Consider the following 18,207-nt stretch of genomic DNA (forward strand, 5'->3'; position numbering starts at 1 on the left):
GTGCGTATTATGGATATGAATTATGTTGAGTGGTTTGCTTGCTTAACTGAATAAGAACGTGGGCGAGTAACATGCTCAATGAGGAGGTCAGCTTGTCTGGCCTTTTTGATGCTCGTTAGGAAAATCGTTGTTAAAGGTTAACCCGTAACATAATTCGCATAATACGTTTGGGATAGGAATAATGATAAAGAATCCTTTACAATGTAATAGAGGCTTGTATTATTAGGGGGCCACCTAATAGTAGGATACTAGGTGGCCTATAAAGTTTTATGATATTGAAACTAGAAGCTCGACGACTGCCTGAAGCAGTTCAACGAGCTTGATGATGATATCTATATATCTCATCTTTATCTCCTATGCTGAATGACCATTTACTAGTACCGACGCCAATCAATTAGTAAATGGGAAGTTTAAAATAAAAGCCACTTAATTGTGGTTTTTGTCGTTTCTATAGATAAATGTGATAGTTCGTATAATCCCATGCTTTTAAGCTGTGAGCAAATACGACACACTTATTGTCTTTTGGTCTGAGACCAAAGACTTAGGTATTGATGATTTTTGTTTATATCGTTTTGTCCTCCTTACCAAGGTTGTATCTACTTTATCATACTTATCAAGGGTAAGTTGAAGCTATTTTTAGCGCTTAGTTTTTAGCAATTAACTCGATTTTCACTGCTATAAGCTTGCTTGTAGAGTGAAAATGAGTAGCCAAGCGCTCGCTTAAATTAAGTATTCGTTTTAGTCAATCGCGCGGCAGTTTTTACTGTCGCTTTTTTATATCTGTCATTCAGCTTGGCCTGTAACGAATGCTGACGAGCGGAGACTGAGCGAGGAGAAATGAGGAGCAGGTCAGAGCAAGACATTTCGAATGGAAGGGGCCCCGTTTCGTCGGGGAAGGAGCCATTCGTAAATGGCTCGTTCTTGGCGAAGGTACACTATCTTTAATAGTGTACTCTTGTCTCATTTTGAGACATTCAACTCTTAAGTGCTTCTTCCCAAGCACTTAAACAACAATCTTTTTCTTCTTCATTGTTGAACTGAATAGAACCATTTTTATAAAGCTCTAACATCGTCTTAGCTTGTTCTCTTTGTCTTTCTTTATGAGTAAAGAAAGGGGTGTTAGATTTTTCTGAAAGGGCAAATATAAACTTTTCTGGATCTTCTAGATGCTCATAGATCGTCAGTATTAGATCTGTTTCTGATGCATCGCGTATGCATGAGCTAACCAATTTTAAAAAATCGAAAGGGTCGATACTGCTTGAGCTGCGCTTACCTTGACAAATTTCTTTTTCATTTAATTTAAGGATGCTAGATAACTCAGCTACTTGGCTAGCTTTAGGTTCTGTGATTCCACGTTCCCATTTACTAACAGTTTGCACTGTAACATCCATTCTATCTGCAAGATCGTCTTGTTTGATTGATAGTTCAATTCTGCGGTCTTTTAAGACCTCACCAATACTCATGTTTACGTTTTCCATATAAGAACCTTACTTTAGTTTAAGTTTACACCCACTTTTGTGTTGCCAATCATTAGCTCATACTTTAATGTATGTGTAAATACACAAAAGTAGCTGTTAATCTTCTTGACAGGTTTTTAGAGTGATAGACAAACTTAAGATATCAATACCGTTTAAGACTGAATTTACCCATACGACTCATCAAGAGAAGTCGGGTGAAGCCGTGTCTTACGCAGATATCAAGGAATGCTCTCGTCGAGGAATTGGCCTTGAGGCAAAAACGATCTTTTTTACTGGTGAGGTTGGGGCGGCTCAATATGAAGTTGCTGATCTACGCCATCCATTTGAGTCATTACCAACTCACTTTACAGGTATGGCATTCAAAATTTACCAAGGTACAAAATACCGTTCACCTTGCATTGAGCTGAAAGCGTCGCCCGCAAAAATCCTTCAAGGTCATAATGTATATGGCCCAACTTCTATCGAAGTCGGTGCTATCGAAATGCTTATGGCGTTCTACAACAGTTACCCTGATGTGTACGACATGCTAAATGTTCCATCATCAACACTTGATGCTGTAGACGCTACATATTCGGCGCGAGTAAAAACAGAATTAGAAGCCCGTCAAGTTATCCAACAACTCAAAAATGTCTCTAACAAACAAATGCGTACAGCTGTTCGCAATGAGCACGAAACAACAGTTTACTTCAGCAAAAACTCACGACACTGCGACAGAAAGGCTTATTTAAAGGGACCTGAGTTTAACCGTCAGTTACGTGACTTCCGCGCACAACAAGAAAAAGGTAATCGTTCATATGATCGGGTCATAGACGTCATGTCTGACCCAAAGCTCATTAATTATGCTCGACATTTAGTTCGTTTTGAAGCCGGAGCACACCGTAGATACTTAGACGCAATGGACATCCCAAAGAATTTATTTGACGCAATTAGCTACCAAAAAGAATACGAATCGACAGGAAAAAACTTAATTGCAGACATCTGGAAGAGATCATTTACACCATTACTTGAAGCGCTAGAAGGACAACGTATGAACATATTTAACGATGAAGAAGTGCATCAAAAACTCAAACAGACTTATTTTCGCTATACACCTAAAGGAAATATTTCATATGCCAAAGCCGATAAGTTGTTCCGGTTCTATCGCTCACTTATCTCAGATGGTTATAAAGCGGTATATCAATCATTTACGTCAAGACAAACTTTTTCTAGGCATTTGAATGACTTGCTATCAATCGGATTCTCTAAAGCTCAATTACAAAACTTGCAAGGCAATGGAAGTGACAATGTAGTTCCTTTACTTCAAGTCATTAATATTGATTTCTCACAACAACATCCGACTGATTATGTTGAGCCAATAGCAGGCCATATATCAAAACTGTACGGATACGGTGGTGACAATGTTATTCGTTTATCCGCTTAGTTTTATGTATGTACTTGGTACGCGCAGCGCACCAGGTACATACATAGAGCTAAGTAATTACCCAACCAAAGGAAATCAACCATATGTTAAAAATCGAAATATTCCCAGAGAACGCACAAGTCGAAAGTCGTTCAATCCCAGCCAAAGACAATAAGCCACCACGTAATATCTATGAACAAATAGCTTACGCATACTTAGGCGGGAAGTTCCCAGTTGAAATGAAACTGCAACTCGAACAAGGGCAACCGGCTTACGTTGCCGGAACTTATACATTGCATCCATCGAGCTTTGTCATAAATCAGTACGGCTCACTAGAGCTGAAACGCTTCGGTATACTGATAACACCAACTAATGATAAATAGAAAGCTAGATGAATCCGCACTAAAGCCCACAAATCAAATTAGTCTAAGTGCGTATTATGGATATGAATTATGTTGAGTGGTTTGCTTGCTTAACTGAATAAGAACGTGGGCGAGTAACATGCTCAATGAGGAGGTCAGCTTGTCTGGCCTTTTTGATGCTCGTTAGGAAAATCGTTGTTAAAGGTTAACCCGTAACATAATTCGCATAATACGTTTGGGATAGGAATAATGATAAAGAATCCTTTACAATGTAATAGAGGCTTGTATTATTAGGGGGCCACCTAATAGTAGGATACTAGGTGGCCTATAAAGTTTTATGATATTGAAACTAGAAGCTCGACGACTGCCTGAAGCAGTTCAACGAGCTTGATGATGATATCTATATATCTCATCTTTATCTCCTATGCTGAATGACCATTTACTAGTACCGACGCCAATCAATTAGTAAATGGGAAGTTTAAAATAAAAGCCACTTAATTGTGGTTTTTGTCGTTTCTATAGATAAATGTGATAGTTCGTATAATCCCATGCTTTTAAGCTGTGAGCAAATACGACACACTTATTGTCTTTTGGTCTGAGACCAAAGACTTAGGTATTGATGATTTTTGTTTATATCGTTTTGTCCTCCTTACCAAGGTTGTATCTACTTTATCATACTTATCAAGGGTAAGTTGAAGCTATTTTTAGCGCTTAGTTTTTAGCAATTAACTCGATTTTCACTGCTATAAGCTTGCTTGTAGAGTGAAAATGAGTAGCCAAGCGCTCGCTTAAATTAAGTATTCGTTTTAGTCAATCGCGCGGCAGTTTTTACTGTCGCTTTTTTATATCTGTCATTCAGCTTGGCCTGTAACGAATGCTGACGAGCGGAGACTGAGCGAGGAGAAATGAGGAGCAGGTCAGAGCAAGACATTTCGAATGGAAGGGGCCCCGTTTCGTCGGGGAAGGAGCCATTCGTAAATGGCTCGTTCTTGGCGAAGGTACACTATCTTTAATAGTGTACTCTTGTCTCATTTTGAGACATTCAACTCTTAAGTGCTTCTTCCCAAGCACTTAAACAACGATCTTTTTCTTCTTCATTGTTGAACTGAATAGAACCATTTTTATAAAGCTCTAACATCGTCTTAGCTTGTTCTCTTTGTCTTTCTTTATGAGTAAAGAAAGGGGTGTTAGATTTTTCTGAAAGGGCAAATATAAACTTTTCTGGATCTTCTAGATGCTCATAGATCGTCAGTATTAGATCTGTTTCTGATGCATCGCGTATGCATGAGCTAACCAATTTTAAAAAATCGAAAGGGTCGATACTGCTTGAGCTGCGCTTACCTTGACAAATTTCTTTTTCATTTAATTTAAGGATGCTAGATAACTCAGCTACTTGGCTAGCTTTAGGTTCTGTGATTCCACGTTCCCATTTACTAACAGTTTGCACTGTAACATCCATTCTATCTGCAAGATCGTCTTGTTTGATTGATAGTTCAATTCTGCGGTCTTTTAAGACCTCACCAATACTCATGTTTACGTTTTCCATATAAGAACCTTACTTTAGTTTAAGTTTACACCCACTTTTGTGTTGCCAATCATTAGCTCATACTTTAATGTATGTGTAAATACACAAAAGTAGCTGTTAATCTTCTTGACAGGTTTTTAGAGTGATAGACAAACTTAAGATATCAATACCGTTTAAGACTGAATTTACCCATACGACTCATCAAGAGAAGTCGGGTGAAGCCGTGTCTTACGCAGATATCAAGGAATGCTCTCGTCGAGGAATTGGCCTTGAGGCAAAAACGATCTTTTTTACTGGTGAGGTTGGGGCGGCTCAATATGAAGTTGCTGATCTACGCCATCCATTTGAGTCATTACCAACTCACTTTACAGGTATGGCATTCAAAATTTACCAAGGTACAAAATACCGTTCACCTTGCATTGAGCTGAAAGCGTCGCCCGCAAAAATCCTTCAAGGTCATAATGTATATGGCCCAACTTCTATCGAAGTCGGTGCTATCGAAATGCTTATGGCGTTCTACAACAGTTACCCTGATGTGTACGACATGCTAAATGTTCCATCATCAACACTTGATGCTGTAGACGCTACATATTCGGCGCGAGTAAAAACAGAATTAGAAGCCCGTCAAGTTATCCAACAACTCAAAAATGTCTCTAACAAACAAATGCGTACAGCTGTTCGCAATGAGCACGAAACAACAGTTTACTTCAGCAAAAACTCACGACACTGCGACAGAAAGGCTTATTTAAAGGGACCTGAGTTTAACCGTCAGTTACGTGACTTCCGCGCACAACAAGAAAAAGGTAATCGTTCATATGATCGGGTCATAGACGTCATGTCTGACCCAAAGCTCATTAATTATGCTCGACATTTAGTTCGTTTTGAAGCCGGAGCACACCGTAGATACTTAGACGCAATGGACATCCCAAAGAATTTATTTGACGCAATTAGCTACCAAAAAGAATACGAATCGACAGGAAAAAACTTAATTGCAGACATCTGGAAGAGATCATTTACACCATTACTTGAAGCGCTAGAAGGACAACGTATGAACATATTTAACGATGAAGAAGTGCATCAAAAACTCAAACAGACTTATTTTCGCTATACACCTAAAGGAAATATTTCATATGCCAAAGCCGATAAGTTGTTCCGGTTCTATCGCTCACTTATCTCAGATGGTTATAAAGCGGTATATCAATCATTTACGTCAAGACAAACTTTTTCTAGGCATTTGAATGACTTGCTATCAATCGGATTCTCTAAAGCTCAATTACAAAACTTGCAAGGCAATGGAAGTGACAATGTAGTTCCTTTACTTCAAGTCATTAATATTGATTTCTCACAACAACATCCGACTGATTATGTTGAGCCAATAGCAGGCCATATATCAAAACTGTACGGATACGGTGGTGACAATGTTATTCGTTTATCCGCTTAGTTTTATGTATGTACTTGGTACGCGCAGCGCACCAGGTACATACATAGAGCTAAGTAATTACCCAACCAAAGGAAATCAACCATATGTTAAAAATCGAAATATTCCCAGAGAACGCACAAGTCGAAAGTCGTTCAATCCCAGCCAAAGACAATAAGCCACCACGTAATATCTATGAACAAATAGCTTACGCATACTTAGGCGGGAAGTTCCCAGTTGAAATGAAACTGCAACTCGAACAAGGGCAACCGGCTTACGTTGCCGGAACTTATACATTGCATCCATCGAGCTTTGTCATAAATCAGTACGGCTCACTAGAGCTGAAACGCTTCGGTATACTGATAACACCAACTAATGATAAATAGAAAGCTAGATGAATCCGCACTAAAGCCCACAAATCAAATTAGTCTAAGTGCGTATTATGTACGTTATGTTAAATATGATTTGACGTTTATAAGGCAGGTATCTTTGTGTGATGCCCTGCCTTTATTTGGTGTCGGTATTCTCTGATTTATACTGTGTATTTAACCATGTTGGCTATTTACCATAAAATACCTAATAACCAGTGATAATAATCTTCGATTTTACCCCTGGCATTAGTTAGAGCTTAACCGCCAGCAAACTTAACTTTGTAGCCTTTCTTTTCAAGGTGCGCTTTAATCTTGTCGCGAGCGTCGCCTTGAATCTCTATGTTGCCATCTTTTACAGAGCCACCGCAACCACATACTTTTTTAAGTTCTGCAGCCATTAGTTTCAATGGTGCGTCATCTAGATCTAAGCCTGTTACGACAGAAACGCCTTTGCCTTTGCGGCCTTTGGTTTCTTTTTGGATTCGAACGATACCATCGCCTTTAGGACGTTGGACTTTCTCTTCTTCAGGTTTAATGCGACCTGTTTCTGTTGAATATACTAGGCTCATAAATTACTTCTTTTGTTGCTCTGCTTTTTGTTTAGCGAGTAAGTAAGCTTCTATATGACGTTGGATTGCAATTTTGCCGCCTTTAATTAAGCGACCGTTAAACATGCAATACCACGCATTAGGCTCTCCGGTGTCATTCTTTATCTGGTAGCCGTTAAAGTTTTCACTTGCGCCGCCAGCTCCTCTGGACTTACTTAACGCTGTGAACTCTTTTGGATCAATAATAGATGCGGTGTCAATCCACCAATCAATACTCTTCTTCACGGCAGCTAGATTGCCTTGAATAACATTGTTTTTTAACTTCGCACGCCAAACCGTGTTATTTGCATCTATCGACTGAAGATGGACGCTTCGGTAAATTGAATTAGCCATATCTATTAATCATCTTTTTGTTTTCACTGCATTAATCATAAGTATACTTTTAATGATATCAAGCATAATATGGTAAAAACAGCTGTTCAGGTACGGTAATTTGAGAAAAAAAGTCCCTATTTTAACTGACTTTGTGACAATTAATTCATTTGTTGAAAAATTAAACAGCAAAGCGACAATTGAAATTATAGATGAGTTAACAGGACATCAGTACTCTCATAATTCACTGTTAGGTATCTATAGTGATTGGAATCGCTACCATGCGTTCTGTACTAAACATCGTATCAACACACTCCCTGCATCTATTACTGCTGTTCGTCGTTTCCTCGAAACTGAATCCAATGACAGAAAGTACGCCTCTCTAAAACGTTACACTGCAACACTTAGTTTGTTGCATACTGTGCTTAACTTTGCCAACCCGATTAAACATAGGCAAGTTCGCTTTACCCTACTCCACTTGCAAGCTCAAATGGCCGGTGACGCTAAACAAACTAATGCGATGACATCTGCACACCTGACTGAATTGAACATGTTGCTTTCTCATCAAAAAGCAAACTTAAAAGAGGTTCGTGATATTGCTATCTATAATGTGATGTTCGAGTGTGCGTTAAAACGTTCTGAGCTTAAAGCGTTAAAGATGAATGATATCGAGAGTTACGATGAAGGCTATCAGATAACCATTAAGGATTCGGCTTACAAGCTGTCACAAGTGGCTAGTGTTGCACTACAGCGATGGCTTTCTTTTACTGGTTCAGAAGATGAACTTCCTATGTTTCGTGCAATAGATAAGCACGAAAATATTAGGCTTCAACCTTTGGATGATTCTTCTATATACCGAATATTAAGAAGAGCGAGTGATATACTCGGTTTAGCAGATAACCACCATTTTTCAGGTAACTCGATTCGTGTGGGTGCCGCACAAGAGTTATCAAAACAGGGTCTTAAGGTAAGAGAGATTCAGGATTTTGGACGTTGGCTCAGTCCTGCAATGCCCGCGCAATATGTGGGCTATACCGGTACTGCTGAGAGCGAGAAAATGAAATTTAAAGCGATTGTACCTTGGCAATAAGTTGATAATGCAAAGGTACAACCGCTAACGAGATCAGCAAACGCATAACGATCAAATTATCGCGTGACCCAAGGTATGACTTGTTATAAAACGGCTAGTACCTTGTTGATCAAGCTCAAGGCACTATGCAGATAACCGTTTAGATTCGTTTGGTATAAAGCGAACTAAGCAAGACTGGTTCTTACGCAGTTTTCTAAGAACTGGCTAAATTTATGTCCATCGTGTTCAACCATTTTAGGGAACATAGAAATTGGCGTCATACCTGGGAAAGTATTGACTTCATTTAGGTAGATCTCGTTGTCTTGCGTTAAGAAGAAATCAATACGAGACAAGTGACGTAGCTTCATTTGTGTAAATACTTTGCGTGCACTGTCTGCAATCAATTCACGCTGCTCATCCGTTAGATTACTTGCTTCCACTTCAGTGATTGAGTGACTGTCTGCGCTGTATTTCTCTTCATATGAGTAGAATGCGCCATTTGGTGCAATCACTTCGCCTGGCTTACTAATGTGTAGCTCACCATCGATTTCATATGCGGCAACTTCTAGCTCTCTTGGTACGACTGACTTTTCAATAAGTACTTGATCTGAGAAGGTAAACGCCTTATCGATCGCTTCACTCAGTTCTTCAACTTCATTTACCTGGTAACAACCAACAGAAGAGCCTTGGCGAGCGGCTTTTACGAAGACTTTCCCCCAAGTTTCAAAAGCTTGGGTTGCTTGTGCGTGTGTTTGTTCTGTGTTGTCTGATAGGAACAAGTAAGGTGTGTTTGGGATACCAAGTGCATCGTACCAAAGCTTTGAAGTGATCTTGTTAAAGCTATTGTTACTCGCTTCAGAGCCACAACCTAGATACGGAATCTTAGCCATTTCAAACAATGACTGGATGTCACCTGTTTCGCCAGGAAACCCGTGAATACAAGGTACAATGAATTCGACTTTAGACTCGAAGTTATCGCCACGTAGTGTTTGATCGTTAATATCAAGGTAAACTAATTCACCAGAATCTAGACACCAACCTTCACTCTTAATTTCAACTCTCACAACGTTAAAATCAGCAACGCTGTCGAGCTGTGCAAAAAGATAATTGGCTGAAACTAAAGACACTTCATGCTCTGAAGATCCACCGCCGCAAAGAAGAAGGATGTTTGTGGTGTTCATGGGTAAATTCGGTCCTTGAAACTAGGAATACTGACTTCAATGATAAACAAAAGTCGAAATAGGTACAGTGTTTTGAAAGCTAAAATCGCCATCTAAAGATCGAGCGATTAACTATTAGACAAAACGGCTCGTCATAAAAAAAAGAAGGAGCAATTTGCTCCCTCTTTCTGAATTAAAACTTAGTTTAACTTGTTAAGCGTTGGGTATTCAGAGTTCTTGATGTCATCAATGCTCTTAACGAATGGTTTCAGATTTTGGAAAGTTGCTGGCAGGGTCGAAATTGCTTTCTTAGCTTCTAAGCGTGTCGCGTAGTCACCATAAAGAACTGTGAACCACTTAGTACCGTTAACCATTTTGTAGTTTTCCCAAACGGGTTGTGAAGTCGTTGGTAGCATTTTCACGAAAGAGTCGACCTTGCTCTGGCTGCCAACAGCAACAACTTGAACCGTGTAACCAAAGCGCTGGTTCATATCTTGTTGTTTCTGAGTTGGACCAGTCACTGTTGCTACTGGCTTAGTTCTCGTTGTTTGAGTCACTTTTTGTTCAACAGGCTCTGACTTAATAACGTTGACGACATTTTCTTCTACAACGCCTGTTTGCTCAGACTGAGATACAACTGGAGCTTCAACTTTGGCAGTTTTGTACTCTTCTTGATAGCTATCTGAAGTTACATTTGTAACGTAATCGTCTGATACACATGCAGCCAAGAGCAGTGGCAAAGTCACAATTGCAAATTTTTTCATGGAAAGCTCTATATCCTTAATAATAATTACTATAAATCATGCCGATACGTCGGTTTAGAATCAAGTTAACTTTGATATTATACACCATTAGTGGGTGACCTATTTCACAAACTTTATGCAGTGTTTGCTTATTCATCTTAATTCGGTGAATTTGCCATCAACCCGCAAAGGGAAAGTAAGTTACGATGAACTTACGTGCATTGCTAGGATATGTCTATGAATCATCTTGATCCCCTACTTAAACCCCGTTCGATTGCCGTTGTTGGTGCTTCCCAACAAGAAACACGAGCGGGATATATCGTTATGAACAACCTATTACACGGGGATTTCAAAGGTGCAGTGATGCCTGTTACGCCAAAATACGACTCTGTTGCTGGCGTACTTTCTTACAAGAACATTCTATCGCTTCCTATCGTTCCTGACCTCGCGGTTTTATGTACTAATGCTATGCGTAATGTGGCCATTTTTGAAGAGTTAGCTGAGAAAGGCATTGCCTCCGTGATCGTTCTGTCATCAGACATGCACCAAATAAGTGACAACGGCGAAACAATTGATTCTCGATGCCTAACTATAGCCAAAAAACATAACATCCGAGTGCTTGGCCCAAATAGCCTTGGCATCATTGTTCCGTGGTTAAAGTTGAATGCCTCTTTCTCTCCCGTGACTGCGCTGCCCGGTAAAATTGCTTTTGTTTCTCAATCTGCCGCTGTTTGTACCACCATTCTCGATTGGGCGAACGACAAAGAAATCGGTTTTTCTGCATTTATCTCGATCGGCAACGGCAGTGATATTGAGTTCTCTGAACTGTTGGATTATCTCAGTACTGATTCTCACACTGAAGCCATCTTGCTTTATGTGGACAGCATTAAAGATGCAAGACGCTTTATTTCGGCTGCGCGTGCAGCATCTCGTAACCGACGAATTCTGGTGTTGAAAGGAGGTCGAACAGCGAAAGGTCGAGCCGCTGCCATAGCGCATACTGGTGGTGCTGACACATTAGATATTATCTATGACTCAGCTATTCGACGTAGCGGTATGTTACGAGTTAAGAACTTACATGAGCTGTTTGCCGCGGTAGAAACACTGACTCATTCGGTGCCCTTACGTGGCGAGCGTCTTGCTATTGTTACCAACGGTGGTGGCCCCGCAATTATGGCCGTGGATACTTTATTTGATCGTGGCGGCAAACTCGCTGATTTATCAGAACAAACACTAGAAAAATTAAACAAAGTCTTGCCATCGAGTTGGTCACACAGCAACCCGATTGATATTGTTGGTGATGCGGGTGATCAGCGTTATATCGATACACTAAATGCACTACTCGACGGGGATGAAGCTGACGCAATTCTTATTATGCACAGCCCTTCTGCGATTGCTCATTCAGCCCAGACAGCTGAGCGAATTATTAAAGCAATTAAAAAACACCCTCGACATAAGCGATTTAACATTCTAACCAATTGGTCGGGCGAGCTGACAGCAAGGCCTGCAAGAAAACTTTTTACAGAAGCCGGGATTCCAACGTATCGAACACCAGAAAGCTCAGTCGTTGCTTTCATGCACTTGGTCGAATACAGACGTAACCAACGCCAATTGATGGAAACACCGACCACAGCTGAGAAAGTTCATATTGAAGATTTAGCTGATGCGAGAAATTGGATAGAACGACAACTACTGGATAAAGAAACAGTTAGTCTTGATACTCACCAAAACAGTCAGTTTTTCAAACACTTCAATCTTGATGTCTTACCAACTTGGATTGCTTCCGACCCAAGTGAAGCGGTACACATTGCTGAAACGATTGGTTACCCAGTTGCCGTTAAACTTCGTTCTCCAGACATTGCGCATAAATCAGATGTGCAAGGTGTAATGCTCAACTTACGAAACAGTAATGAAGTGGCTAATGCTGCTCAAGCGATCCTTGATCGTTCTCAGCTGTCGTACCCTACGGCGCATATACATGGTTTGTTGATTCAAGGAATGGCGAAACTCGCGGGCGGGCAAGAACTACGTGTAAAGGTCACCACCGATGAGACTTTTGGCCCTATTATTTTACTTGGTCAAGGAGGTTCAGAGTGGGATGAATCGATTGATGCGGCAGCTGCATTTCCACCACTTAATATGACACTGGCTCGTTACCTAATCATTCGAGCAATAAAAAGTGGCAAAATTCGTCTGCAAAAGCTTCCTAATCCGATTGATATAGAGGGACTCTCAGAACTGCTGGTTCGTATATCTCAAATGGTGGTTGATTGCCCTGAAATACATGATTTGGATATCCATCCAGTACTAGCCAATGGAGACAAGTTCACAATATTAGACGCAGATATTATCTTGAAAGCTTATGAAGGTGATCCTCAAGAACGGTTGGCAATACGTCCTTATCCTGTAGAGCTCGAAGAAAACATTCAACTCAAGGATGGCACAGAGGTGCTGTTACGCCCTATTCTCCCTGAAGATGAACCACTTCACGCAGACTTCATTAATAGAGTATCGAAAGAAGATCTTTATAAGCGTTTTTTTAGTGATGTGGGTGAATTCAATCATGAGGCATTGGCTAATTTTACTCAGATTGATTTCGACAGAGAAATTGCTTTTGTGGTTGTTCGCAAAGAACAAGGTGTTCCGGCTATTATCGGTGTATCAAGAGCGCTAATTAACCCAGAAAACACAGATGCAGAGTTTGCGATATTAATTAGGTCTGATCTGAAAGGTGTCGGATTAGGTCGAATTCTTCTGACTAAAGTTATCGACTACTGCCGAGCAAAGCAGACCAAGCAAATGTCTGGGATGACGATGCCAACGAACAGAGGCATGCTAACACTAGCTCAAAAGTTGGGGTTTGAGCTAGATATTAGTTTTGAAGACGGTACTGCGGATATGGTGTTGCCGTTACTTGAGTGACCATGTCTTTTTAATGTGCTGAATACACCATGATTTGGCGTCGCCCATTTTATTGCGTCGCCAAGCCATGACGATATCAATAGCTTGGGGTTCCGTTCCTACAATTCGCTGAAGCACACCAGATTCAATCAGTGGTTCCGCGATAACACTCGGTAAAGTGCCTATGCCTAACCCTGTTGTTAGAGCTTCTACTTTTGCTGGGAAACTCGTTACGGTTAAGCGTGGTTGTTTTTCTAATATATTAATACTTAGTGCGGGTTGATCGCGTGCTGTATCGGCAATTGCAATAACCCTGTAACTTTCTCTGGCCTTCTGGTCGAACTCACCAGAACGTTTGTGAACATAATGGTTTGATGCTGCCACCCAAACCATTTCTATTTTACCTATTACGTCACTTTTAATGTCGTTTGGAATCGTATCAAGCTTTGGGCACACAAGTAAGTCAGCTCGGCCATCGGCCAGAGATTCCCAACATCCGGCTAAGATTTCTTCTTGTAAACGAACGCGTGTTTTACTGATTTTACCTAGTTCATCAACCAGTGAGAAAAAATTACTAATCGGAATAATACCATCAAAGGCGATAGTTAGATCTAGCTCCCAACCATTAGCAAGAATACTCGCATCGTTAACGAGTTGTTCAGTCGCACCAAGAATTATCCTGCCTTGTTCTAGTATTAACTGCCCCGCTTCCGTGAAATTTGCACGATGCCCAGACCGATCAAAAATCATGATGTCTAGATCTTGCTCCAACTTCTGAATTTGGTAACTCAATGATGATGGCGCTCGGTCCATTTCATTCGCTGCTGCGGCGAAACTTCCACGACGATCGATAGCATCTAGTATGTGTAATGCTTCAAGTGTTATTGGGCTATGCATAGCTTTCCTACTATAAATTGAGATTTACATCACAAAAACAGAAGCATTCACAAAATGAATGGAACTGAATAAGTCTTTTTAATACAAGTGATTAAGAGCATTAATTATGAATTAGTTGATAAAGTTGAAAAATTAATTAAATGCAAATAATAGTAATTATCATTTAGATCCAATATCATCTTCGCAAATCAAGATAATACTATGGAACTAAGGTAACTATCAGATGTATAAGCAATCCCTACTCTCTGCTTCAATCGTTTTAGCGCTTTCATCAACGTCAGCCTTTGCTGAAGATTATGCCCTATTTGATGAGGTTGTTGTATCCTCGACGCGCACGAATCAAACACTTATCAATACAGCGGCTTCTGTTGCAGTCATCTCCGATGAGCAAATCGAAGAGAACATGGCAAAAAATGTTAACGAAATCTTCGAATACACTCCAGGTGTAACGATGAACTCGAGCTCTCGACAAGGTGCACAAACCATCAACATTCGTGGCATGGAAGGTAAGCGCGTAAAGATTTTAGTGGATGGCTCATCGCAACCAGGTTCATTTGATGGTGGCCCTTACGCATTTATTAACTCTAGCGGTATTTCAATCGATCCCGATATGCTGAAAAGTGTCGAAATTATCAAAGGTGCGGCTTCAAGTTTACACGGAAGCGACGCTATTGGTGGTGTTGTCGCCTTTGAAACTAAAGACCCTTCTGATTTCTTAAAAGATGGAGAAGACTTTGGCGGTCAAGCGAAACTGTCTTACTCTTCAGAAGATAACTCTTTCAGTGAGCACGTTGCATTAGCTAATCGATTCGATGACCTAGAAACATTGGTAGCCTACACTCGTCGAGATGGTGAAGAGTTGCAAAACTTCCGTAACCCTAACGACTTAGAGAACTACGCTGTAGAAGGTCAAGATACTTCAGCAGATAATCTTTTGGTTAAGTTGCAATATCAGTTAAACGAAAGTCATCGTATCGAGTTTTTAGCTGAGCTAATCAAAGATACTTCAGACTCTGACATCTACCACTCAAGCTACGATAGCTATACAGGTGCTGATGACACAACGCAAAATCGATTCGCTATTAAGCACATTTGGTTCGCTGATGGCACAATTGCCGATACTGTAACGAGTAAAGTATCGTACATTTCTAAAGAAGAGAATGGTGTAACTAAGCGCTTTAAACCTGCAGGCCCAGGTATGCCACCTTGGGTACCAGCTAACAACGACAACTTACAAACAAAAGACTACGAGTACACTGAAAATAAGCTTGAAATCGAGACTCAGCTAGATAAAGAAATTAACAACCATTACCTAGTGTATGGTGCAACTTATACACATAGTGACATCAGCAACACCAATATGGAGTATAACTCTGATCCTGCTACTGATAACCAACTTTATGTATATACTCCAGATGCTAAGGAGCAAAAATTTGGCTTGTTTATTCAAGACGAAATTAGCTTAGTGAATGACAAACTTATTGTTACCCCTGGTGTACGCTTTGACTATTTCTCAACTGATCCTGGTAACAACACCACTGAGACGTTGAGTGATTTCTCAGATTCTGCGGTAACTGGTCGTTTAGGTTCAACATACAAACTTACAGATACAGGCACTATTTTTGGCCAAATTAGCCAAGGCTTTAGAGCCCCTTCTTTTGATGAACTTTACTATACATATGATAACCCTGGACATGGGTACGTAAATGATCCAAATCCAGATCTTAAATCAGAAACCAGTATTTCATACGAGCTAGGCTATCGTCACAACACTCAAGCTTCATCATCTGAAATCGCGGCCTACTACAGTGACTACGATGACTTTATCGAGACAGTGGTTACGAAAAAGGTTGGTGGAACAACGCACTATTCTAACGTTAACTTGGATTCGGCAACGATAAAGGGGATTGAATTCTCGAACACGTTACTTTGGGATGTCTTGGTTGGTGCGCCTAAGGGTATTTCAACTCACTTCGTAGCTTCATACACAGAGGGTGAGGACGGAAACGGAAATGCACTAAATAGTGTTAACCCTTGGAATGCGGTGTTAGGTCTTAACTATGATGCGCCAAACCAAAATTGGGGTACTAGCGTTAAGTTAAACTACACAGCTGACAAATCTGGTTCAGACATCAACTTCGATGACGAAAGTGGCGGTAACGCAGGCCAGGCTGAGCTTCCAAGCGCAACAGTTGTTGATTTAACAGCTTACTACAAACCAATGAAGGATCTGACGATTCGTGGTGGTGTGTTCAACTTAACTAACGAAGAGTACTACCGTTGGAATGATATTCGCGGTGATGATGAACTTTACAAAGAGAACACTCAAGCGGAAAGAAACTACGGTATTTCAGCTAAATACGAATTCTAACTCGTTAGAAAACTTAACGACAGAATCTGATACAGCAGAAACTAAAAAGCCAGCTTAATTGCTGGCTTTTAATTTATTTCACTAAAAAATTGTATAAAAAAGGTAATAAGTGAAATTACTTCTCTGCCATCTCTTTTTTAACCATTACTGCAGCAGCAACGATGAAAGTGATGATTAGGCCTAGTTCCATGATTAACTCCAAAGAAAATTAACATTAAACATATAATTCGCGAGCATAATAACACAGCGGATACAGAATGATACTTTTTAACCACTAATTTACTTTTTATTCGATTAAGATCAAAAAAGATGCCCGAAAGCATCTTTTAATTTTTGAATTATTCACGAAACCACTAGGTTAACCAGGGAATCCATTCGGGTTTGTTGACTGCCAGCGCCATGTATCTTCGGTCATTTCAGCCAATGTGCGGCTTGCATTCCAGCCCAGTTCTTTCTGAGCTTTAGCTGGATCTGCCCAACACTCTGCGATGTCACCAGGACGGCGTTCAACTAGCTTGTAAGGGATCTCTTTACCGCTTGCTTGTTCGAATGCTTTAACCATGTCTAACACACTTGAACCGTTACCCGTACCAAGATTGTAGATATGAAGACCATCTTTGCGCCCTACTTTCTCCAGTGCTGCAATGTGCCCATCAGACAGGTCCATAACGTGGATGTAATCACGTACGCCAGTACCGTCTTTTGTTGGGTAATCGCTACCAAATACAGACAGGAATTCACGTCGGCCAACAGCTACTTGAGATACGAATGGCATTAGGTTGTTTGGAATACCTTGTGGATCTTCTCCTAACTCACCACTGGGATGAGAACCAACAGGGTTAAAGTAACGCAACAAAGTGATGCTCCAATCTGGGTTTGCATTTTGGAAATCTGTTAAGCACTCTTCAACCATTAGCTTACTGCGCCCGTAAGGGTTAGTCGCACTTGTTGGGAAGTCTTCAGTAATTGGTACACTTGCAGGATCACCGTAAACGGTCGCTGACGAACTAAAGACCAACGTTTTAACATTAGCCTCGCGCATCGCATCAACAAGAACTAACGTACCATTAACATTGTTGTCGTAGTATTCAAGAGGCTTAGCAACTGATTCACCAACTGCTTTTAAACCCGCAAAGTGAATAACTGCTTCGATGTCGTGTTGTTTCATCGTCTCAGTTAAAAGCGCTTTATTGCGAATATCACCTTCAATGAAGTTAGGGCGAACACCAGACACTTTCTCGATACGTTCTAGAACGCTTGGTTTGCTGTTGTACAAGTTATCAAAAAGCACAGGCGTCATGCCTGCATTGATCATTTGGATACTTGTATGACTACCAATGTAGCCCATGCCACCTGTAACTAAAACATTCATGTTTAGCAGACCTTTTAATTAAAATATTCAACCTATCACTTATGATACAACAACTTACAGTGAGTTCACAAACGCCTAGTTTCATTGATGCTCTTTAAAGAGCATCAACTGGCCACATTCTTTTCATTTGGCTCAATATATCGTGTGATTATGTTGAGTGGTCCAGTCACAAAATTTAGAATCGAACATTCTTTAACCGAACATTAAGCGTTCACTCTGCAT

The 18,207-nt window shown here is 40.4% G+C and carries 15 protein-coding genes; 7 read left to right on the forward strand and 8 right to left on the reverse strand.

What is annotated here, in order from left to right:
- Nucleotides 1–974: 974 nt before the first annotated feature.
- On the reverse strand, nucleotides 975–1,478 hold the full coding sequence (locus tag SJY39_RS10660; protein WP_390241962.1) for a helix-turn-helix domain-containing protein: 504 nt from the start codon (nucleotides 1,476–1,478) through the stop codon (nucleotides 975–977).
- Between the two features lie 121 nt (nucleotides 1,479–1,599).
- On the opposite strand from SJY39_RS10660, the gene SJY39_RS10665 reads away from it, so the two are divergent.
- Together SJY39_RS10665 and SJY39_RS10670 are read left to right on the forward strand one after the other, a co-directional pair.
- Nucleotides 1,600–2,898, forward strand: coding sequence for a phage/plasmid replication protein, II/X family (locus tag SJY39_RS10665; RefSeq protein WP_371966335.1), 1,299 nt, complete (start codon nucleotides 1,600–1,602; stop codon nucleotides 2,896–2,898).
- A gap of 83 nt (nucleotides 2,899–2,981) precedes the next feature.
- A complete protein-coding gene (locus SJY39_RS10670; protein WP_371966334.1) occupies nucleotides 2,982–3,260 on the forward strand; it encodes a single-stranded DNA-binding protein in 279 nt (92 codons plus the stop codon).
- A gap of 1,021 nt (nucleotides 3,261–4,281) precedes the next feature.
- Here SJY39_RS10670 and SJY39_RS10675 read toward each other — a convergent pair.
- Complete coding sequence (locus SJY39_RS10675) at nucleotides 4,282–4,785, reverse strand: helix-turn-helix domain-containing protein (RefSeq protein ID WP_371966336.1); 504 nt, start codon at nucleotides 4,783–4,785, stop codon at nucleotides 4,282–4,284.
- 121 nt (nucleotides 4,786–4,906) lie between these two features.
- Between SJY39_RS10675 and SJY39_RS10680 the strand changes: the two genes are divergently transcribed.
- Nucleotides 4,907–6,205, forward strand: a complete 1,299-nt coding sequence (locus SJY39_RS10680; protein WP_371966335.1) for a phage/plasmid replication protein, II/X family — start codon at nucleotides 4,907–4,909, stop codon at nucleotides 6,203–6,205.
- Between the two features lie 83 nt (nucleotides 6,206–6,288).
- Complete coding sequence (locus tag SJY39_RS10685) at nucleotides 6,289–6,567, forward strand: single-stranded DNA-binding protein (RefSeq protein WP_371966334.1); 279 nt, start codon at nucleotides 6,289–6,291, stop codon at nucleotides 6,565–6,567.
- A gap of 242 nt (nucleotides 6,568–6,809) precedes the next feature.
- On the opposite strand, the gene yciH is transcribed toward SJY39_RS10685, so the two are convergent.
- Nucleotides 6,810–7,121, reverse strand: coding sequence for a stress response translation initiation inhibitor YciH (gene yciH, locus SJY39_RS10690; RefSeq protein WP_008221404.1), 312 nt, complete (start codon nucleotides 7,119–7,121; stop codon nucleotides 6,810–6,812).
- A 3-nt stretch (nucleotides 7,122–7,124) separates the two neighbouring features.
- A complete protein-coding gene (locus SJY39_RS10695) occupies nucleotides 7,125–7,493 on the reverse strand; it encodes a DUF3319 domain-containing protein (protein WP_010429671.1) in 369 nt (122 codons plus the stop codon).
- Nucleotides 7,494–7,593: 100 nt separating this feature from the next.
- Here SJY39_RS10695 and SJY39_RS10700 point away from each other — a divergent pair, with 100 nt between their 5' ends.
- Complete coding sequence (locus SJY39_RS10700; RefSeq protein WP_010429669.1) at nucleotides 7,594–8,562, forward strand: tyrosine-type recombinase/integrase; 969 nt, start codon at nucleotides 7,594–7,596, stop codon at nucleotides 8,560–8,562.
- A gap of 164 nt (nucleotides 8,563–8,726) precedes the next feature.
- On the opposite strand, the gene SJY39_RS10705 is transcribed toward SJY39_RS10700, so the two are convergent.
- Together SJY39_RS10705 and SJY39_RS10710 are read right to left on the reverse strand one after the other, a co-directional pair.
- On the reverse strand, nucleotides 8,727–9,722 hold the full coding sequence (locus SJY39_RS10705) for a D-alanine--D-alanine ligase (RefSeq protein ID WP_010429666.1): 996 nt from the start codon (nucleotides 9,720–9,722) through the stop codon (nucleotides 8,727–8,729).
- A gap of 179 nt (nucleotides 9,723–9,901) precedes the next feature.
- Nucleotides 9,902–10,465: an SPOR domain-containing protein gene (locus tag SJY39_RS10710; RefSeq protein ID WP_010429664.1), complete on the reverse strand. Its 564-nt coding sequence runs from the start codon at nucleotides 10,463–10,465 to the stop codon at nucleotides 9,902–9,904.
- A 216-nt stretch (nucleotides 10,466–10,681) separates the two neighbouring features.
- Between SJY39_RS10710 and SJY39_RS10715 the strand changes: the two genes are divergently transcribed.
- A complete protein-coding gene (locus SJY39_RS10715; RefSeq protein WP_010429661.1) occupies nucleotides 10,682–13,366 on the forward strand; it encodes a bifunctional acetate--CoA ligase family protein/GNAT family N-acetyltransferase in 2,685 nt (894 codons plus the stop codon).
- Here the strand turns inward: SJY39_RS10715 and SJY39_RS10720 are convergent.
- The gene (locus tag SJY39_RS10720) at nucleotides 13,355–14,242 is read right to left on the reverse strand and encodes a LysR family transcriptional regulator (protein WP_010429659.1); all 888 of its coding nucleotides are present in this window, start codon (nucleotides 14,240–14,242) and stop codon (nucleotides 13,355–13,357) included. The two genes, SJY39_RS10715 and SJY39_RS10720, sit on opposite strands and share 12 nt — an antisense overlap.
- Before the next feature lie 223 nt (nucleotides 14,243–14,465).
- Between SJY39_RS10720 and SJY39_RS10725 the strand changes: the two genes are divergently transcribed.
- Nucleotides 14,466–16,613: a TonB-dependent hemoglobin/transferrin/lactoferrin family receptor gene (locus tag SJY39_RS10725; RefSeq protein WP_016793698.1), complete on the forward strand. Its 2,148-nt coding sequence runs from the start codon at nucleotides 14,466–14,468 to the stop codon at nucleotides 16,611–16,613.
- A gap of 358 nt (nucleotides 16,614–16,971) precedes the next feature.
- On the opposite strand, the gene galE is transcribed toward SJY39_RS10725, so the two are convergent.
- Nucleotides 16,972–17,985, reverse strand: a complete 1,014-nt coding sequence (gene galE, locus SJY39_RS10730; protein WP_010429653.1) for a UDP-glucose 4-epimerase GalE — start codon at nucleotides 17,983–17,985, stop codon at nucleotides 16,972–16,974.
- Between the last annotated feature and the right edge of the window lie 222 nt (nucleotides 17,986–18,207).

The organism is Vibrio sp. R78045 (assembly GCF_042466085.1).
GTDB classification, from domain to species: domain Bacteria; phylum Pseudomonadota; class Gammaproteobacteria; order Enterobacterales; family Vibrionaceae; genus Vibrio; species Vibrio cyclitrophicus.

What these genes read in the sequence shown, in the direction of transcription:
- SJY39_RS10720 (WP_010429659.1), bottom strand. Translation starts at nt 14,242, where the DNA reads ATGCATAGCCCAATAACACTTGAAGCATTACACATACTAGATGCTATC.
- galE (WP_010429653.1), bottom strand. Translation starts at nt 17,985, where the DNA reads ATGAATGTTTTAGTTACAGGTGGCATGGGCTACATTGGTAGTCATACA.
- SJY39_RS10670 (WP_371966334.1), top strand. Translation starts at nt 2,982, where the DNA reads ATGTTAAAAATCGAAATATTCCCAGAGAACGCACAAGTCGAAAGTCGT.
- SJY39_RS10660 (WP_390241962.1), bottom strand. Translation starts at nt 1,478, where the DNA reads ATGGAAAACGTAAACATGAGTATTGGTGAGGTCTTAAAAGACCGCAGA.
- SJY39_RS10695 (WP_010429671.1), bottom strand. Translation starts at nt 7,493, where the DNA reads ATGGCTAATTCAATTTACCGAAGCGTCCATCTTCAGTCGATAGATGCA.
- SJY39_RS10675 (WP_371966336.1), bottom strand. Translation starts at nt 4,785, where the DNA reads ATGGAAAACGTAAACATGAGTATTGGTGAGGTCTTAAAAGACCGCAGA.
- SJY39_RS10725 (WP_016793698.1), top strand. Translation starts at nt 14,466, where the DNA reads ATGTATAAGCAATCCCTACTCTCTGCTTCAATCGTTTTAGCGCTTTCA.
- SJY39_RS10685 (WP_371966334.1), top strand. Translation starts at nt 6,289, where the DNA reads ATGTTAAAAATCGAAATATTCCCAGAGAACGCACAAGTCGAAAGTCGT.
- SJY39_RS10715 (WP_010429661.1), top strand. Translation starts at nt 10,682, where the DNA reads ATGAATCATCTTGATCCCCTACTTAAACCCCGTTCGATTGCCGTTGTT.
- SJY39_RS10705 (WP_010429666.1), bottom strand. Translation starts at nt 9,722, where the DNA reads ATGAACACCACAAACATCCTTCTTCTTTGCGGCGGTGGATCTTCAGAG.
- yciH (WP_008221404.1), bottom strand. Translation starts at nt 7,121, where the DNA reads ATGAGCCTAGTATATTCAACAGAAACAGGTCGCATTAAACCTGAAGAA.
- SJY39_RS10710 (WP_010429664.1), bottom strand. Translation starts at nt 10,465, where the DNA reads ATGAAAAAATTTGCAATTGTGACTTTGCCACTGCTCTTGGCTGCATGT.